The 4,190-nt window shown below is 68.0% G+C and carries 3 protein-coding genes and 1 pseudogene; all 4 read right to left on the bottom strand.

All coding sequences use genetic code 11. The features are described from left to right. Positions 1–1,084 precede the first annotated feature (1,084 nt). Positions 1,085–2,287 carry an Ig-like domain-containing protein gene (locus tag A4R44_RS45110; protein ID WP_067595795.1) on the bottom strand — a complete coding sequence of 401 codons (1,203 nt, stop codon included), beginning with the start codon at positions 2,285–2,287 and terminating at the stop codon, positions 1,085–1,087. Between the two features lie 132 nt (positions 2,288–2,419). Continuing rightward, positions 2,420–3,289, bottom strand: a complete 870-nt coding sequence (locus A4R44_RS45105; RefSeq protein ID WP_067595793.1) for a patatin-like phospholipase family protein — start codon at positions 3,287–3,289, stop codon at positions 2,420–2,422. A 57-nt stretch (positions 3,290–3,346) separates the two neighbouring features. Continuing rightward, positions 3,347–4,015 carry a DedA family protein gene (locus A4R44_RS45100; protein ID WP_067595791.1) on the bottom strand — a complete coding sequence of 223 codons (669 nt, stop codon included), beginning with the start codon at positions 4,013–4,015 and terminating at the stop codon, positions 3,347–3,349. Between the two features lie 102 nt (positions 4,016–4,117). Further along, positions 4,118–4,190, bottom strand: a pseudogene (locus A4R44_RS47670) (lipoate synthase); the annotation flags it as partial.

The raw sequence follows: 4,190 nt of genomic DNA, 5'->3' as shown, positions 1-4,190 counted from the left end.
CGGGGCCCAGACTCATGTCACGGACAAAACAAGGCCCGGAACCCCGCACGGGACCCGGGCCTTCACCATGCCCAAGCTATTTCTGCGAGTCTCCCGGAGACTCGCGCTGGACCGCGCTGTAGCGGCGATCACTTCAAGGGGCCTATGCGGCGAGAGGGGATGAGCAGCAGAGGTCTCCGTGTCGTGCGCATGGATGCGAGGACATCCGGCTTGTGGAGTTGGCAGCATGGTGACGATGCGAGGGAACTCGGTCAGCGTCAGGGAGCAGACGGGCGGAGCGGAACCTAGCCCGCAGCGCCGGCGGCAGGGAGACGACGCGAGGGGAAGCCACAGCCCCCACCGCAGGCAACGGGCGGCACGTGGCGATGGGTCCAGGCAGGCAACGGGCAGCCATGCGGAGACCGGGCCCACCGAGCAGCGCATGCGACGGCGGCGCGGGACGGTGGAACTCTGTCGGCAGTGCAGGCAGTGGGCGGCACGAGGCGGGCAAGATCGATCCTGCTCGCCTCGCATGCGACGGCGGCGCGGGACGACGGAATTCTGTCGGCAGCGCAGGCGGTAGGCGGCGCGGGACGACGGAATCCTGCCCGCAGCGCAGGCAGTGGGCGGCGCGGGACGACGGAATCCTGCCCGCAGCGCAGGCAGCGGTGGGCGGCACGAGACGTGAGGGTCCTCGACCGCAGGGCAGGAGTGCATGGGGTGGGGTGGCACTGGCACGACGGAGCTGGGTCCTGTCAGCAGCGCGCGCGGTGGTTGGGTAGAGGCGACGACAACCCTGCCAGGAGCACCGGCGATGGAATCAGCGCTCCGGCGCGAGCTTCGTCTCCGCGGTCCGTTCCGCGGGAGCCAGGTTTGCTCCTCGATCCGCGTCGCGTCAGGGGCTCTGGGCAAGGAGAACGGGGCGCGAGTGTCGGCTTCGCGGTCCATCCTGCGGCAGGCTGGCGGGCTCCGGGGAACCGCGCCGGTCCCTGGGCAGCGAAAAGGGTGCCGGAGCAAGAAAGCTCCGGCACCCTTCTCTGTCGAACCGTTCAGTCGAACCTCGGCCTCAACCCTGACCCTGACCAGCCCCAACCGGGCTGCTGGGCTACTTCAGGGCCGAGCCTTTCTGCCAGTCGGTCCAGGACTTGGACCAGTCGCCGTACAGGTCCCACACCGGCAGTTGCGGGCCGCCCGAGTTGGTGACTTCTACGACGTCCCCCAGGCCGAAGTTGGTGAAGAACCACTCCGCGTTGGCGGCGTTCAGGTTGATGCAGCCGTGCGAGACGTTGGAGCTGCCCTGTTGTCCGACGCTGTTCGGGTTCTCGTGGACGAACTCGCCGTCGTTCGAGATGCGTTCCGAGAACTTCTCGTTCGAGCGGTACGCCTTCGGGTCCGGCGGGCACACGCCGTAGGTGCAGGAGTCCATCGTGTAGTTCGCCTGCTTGTCCGAGATGACGTGCGGGCCGAGGTGGGTGGGGGTCGCGTCCTTGCCCATCGAGATCGGCATCGACTTCACCAGCGAACCGTTGTGGAAGATCTGCATCTGTTCGCTGTTGCCGTCGGCTTTCGCGATCCACGAATCGTGCACCTTGTACGTTTCGGTGCGATCGTCCGCTCCGTACACGCCATTTCCGAAATCGACGCCGTAAATCTTCGCGTTGACCGTCAGCGTGGTGCCGGGCTTCCAGTATTCCTTCGGCCGGTAGTGGACGTTCTTGTCGTCGATCCAATACCAGCTGCCGTCCTGCTTCGGCGACGACTCGACGGTGAGCGCCTTCTCCACAGCGGCCTTGTTCTTCACCGCGACGCCGAAGCTGAACACGATCGGCTGGCCGACGCCGACGCCCGCGCTCTTCACCGCGTTCGGGGCCGGGATCAGGTTCGCGTTCGCCTGCTTCTTCGGCGACAGCGTGGTCACCTGCCCCTGCTGTTCGACGGATTTCCCGTCCGCGTTCTGGGCATGCGCCTTCACCTGGTACGTGCCGCCGTAGCCGAGGACCTCGGTGGTCGTCCAGCTGAGCTTGTCCGGAGAGAACTCGCCCGCGACGGTCTTGCCTTTGGCGCTCGTGACCGTGACGTCCGTGAGCTTCCCGTTCGCCGCCTTCACCACGATCGGCGTGCTCGGGCTGATCCCGGACGCGTTGGCCGGTTCGATCGACACCGTCGCCGGTGTCGCGGTCTGGCTCGACCCGCCCGGCGCACCGGGCGTGCCGGCATCGCTGCCGCCGTCCCCGGAGGAACAGGCGGAAAGCAGCACGGTCGCCGCGAGAATTCCGGCGAGCGGAAAAAATGTCTTCTTCGGGAACATGATGTCTCTTTTGTGAGGGTCCAGGACCGGCAGGTTCAACTGCAAAACTACGCGATCGGAAAGACGCCCCGACCGGCGGATCGGTGCATTGGGGTGACGCGGATCACGCTCGCGAATTCCGGGTCGCGCGGATCAGGGGCGCAGCAATCCGGGAGCGCCGTAGAGGCCGGGGCCGTCGACGGTCAGTTCCTTCAGGTGGTCCCGGGCGGCGTGGTAGGCCTGCGACGCCAGATCGTCGGTGCGCGAGAAGTCCAGTGGGCTCACCTGGACCGGTGCCGGGCCTGGCAGATAGACCACCGGCACTGTCCGAGCGGCGACCGGTGCTTCCAGGACGGCCTGGTTGCGCATGCTGATCATCGCGGTGAACATCATCACCTCGGCGAACGTCCGGGGTGCGCCGGGCATTTTGCCGGGGAACGCGCAGTCCAGGACGACCAGCGACTTCGCGCCCATGCGCAACGCCTGCCGCATCGGGACGTTGGCGACCAGTCCGCCGTCGTAGAGGAGACGGTCCTCGTAAGGGACTGGCGGATAGATGCCGGGGATCGCGCAGCTCGCCAGGAGCGGTGCTTGCAGCGGACCGGAGGTGAGCAGGACCGGCTCGGCGGTGTCGACGTCGGTGGTGACGACGCCCAGCGGCATCGCCAGGTCCTCGAACCGGCGGCCGGCGCCGAGGTGGTCGTCGATGATCCTGGCGAGGCCGGTGTTCGGGAACAGATGGGTCTTGCTGTGCCGGAGCGTCCGGACCTGGCTCAGCACGCCGCCGGGGAACGCCTCGGCTTTCGTCATGTGCGCCCAGATGTCGCGGAGCCGCCGGAGCCGGTCGTCGCCGGCCAGCGAGAGCACCGCGGCGTTCAGCGAGCCGACGGACGTGCCGACCGCCAGATCCGGCGTGATGTCCGCTTCGTCGAGGGCTTGCAGCATGCCCACCTGCAGCGCGCCGAGACTGCCGCCCCCGCCGAGGACGAACGCGACCGGCTTCGGGAGGTCTAGTGCCTGCATACGGTCGAATCTAATCAGCCGAACGGCTCCCGGGCGGGTGACTTCGGGTGAGCTCGGTCAAGTGCCGGTGCGGGCGGGCTCCTCCGGCTGTTCGCCCGGCGAAGCGGAAACGCCGAGGGTCTTGCGTTTCTTCATGCGCAGCAGGAAGAACACCAGCACCCCGATGACCAGCGCGGCCACCACGAGGAACCCGGTGTTCATCGCGCTCTCGACCTGCTTCGCCGCTTCGCCGAGCGCGGCACCGAGGCTGATGTGCACGAGCGACCAGCAGAACGCGCCGGCGGCGGTGGCGGGGAGGAACTTGCGGAACGGCAGGTTCGACGCTCCCGCCGCGGCCGGCGTCAGGGTGCGCAGCACCGGCAGGAACCGCGCGAAGAACACTGCCCACGCGCCCCGGCGTTCGAGAACGCCGGCGGCCTTGTCCCAGGCGTCCAGTCCGTATGTGCGGATGAGCTTCGTTTCCCGCAGCCGCGGCCCGAACCTCCGGCCGAGCGCGTACCCGATCGAATCGCCCAGCGCCGCGCAGACGGTGACGACCGCCCACAGGGTCAGGAAGCGGGGCACGGACGTCGCCGTGGTCGCCGCGATCAGCAGGCCCGATTCGCCCGGAGCGATGAAGCCGAGGCCGATCGTGCACTCGGCCAGCACGAGCCCGCCTGCTGCCGCGACGAGGCCCGGCTGGGGGAGTGCTTGCAACCAGTCGAGGATGTCCGTTACTAAAGCCACACCATCACTTTACTGATTCTTGGGAATAGCGTGCCACGTTCGGGTGACCTGGAGACGAATAAGGGCCCCGGTGCGTAACCGGGGCCCCTCATCGGTACGGGTTCAGCGGGACAGCAGGCTGCTGGCTTCTTGGGCTGCGGGTCCTGCGGCGGCGAGGTGGGCGAGGTTCTCCGGC

The sequence above is a fragment of the Amycolatopsis sp. M39 genome (assembly GCF_001651785.1).
GTDB lineage: Bacteria > Actinomycetota > Actinomycetes > Mycobacteriales > Pseudonocardiaceae > Amycolatopsis > Amycolatopsis rubida.
Note: the sequence above shows the minus strand (reverse complement) of the source record. Positions and strands in the feature narration are given on the sequence as shown.

Bases quoted from the DNA above. Each gene is read 5' to 3' on its own strand.
- A4R44_RS45110 (WP_067595795.1), bottom strand. From the start codon at position 2,287: ATGTTCCCGAAGAAGACATTTTTTCCGCTCGCCGGAATTCTCGCGGCG.
- A4R44_RS45105 (WP_067595793.1), bottom strand. From the start codon at position 3,289: ATGCAGGCACTAGACCTCCCGAAGCCGGTCGCGTTCGTCCTCGGCGGG.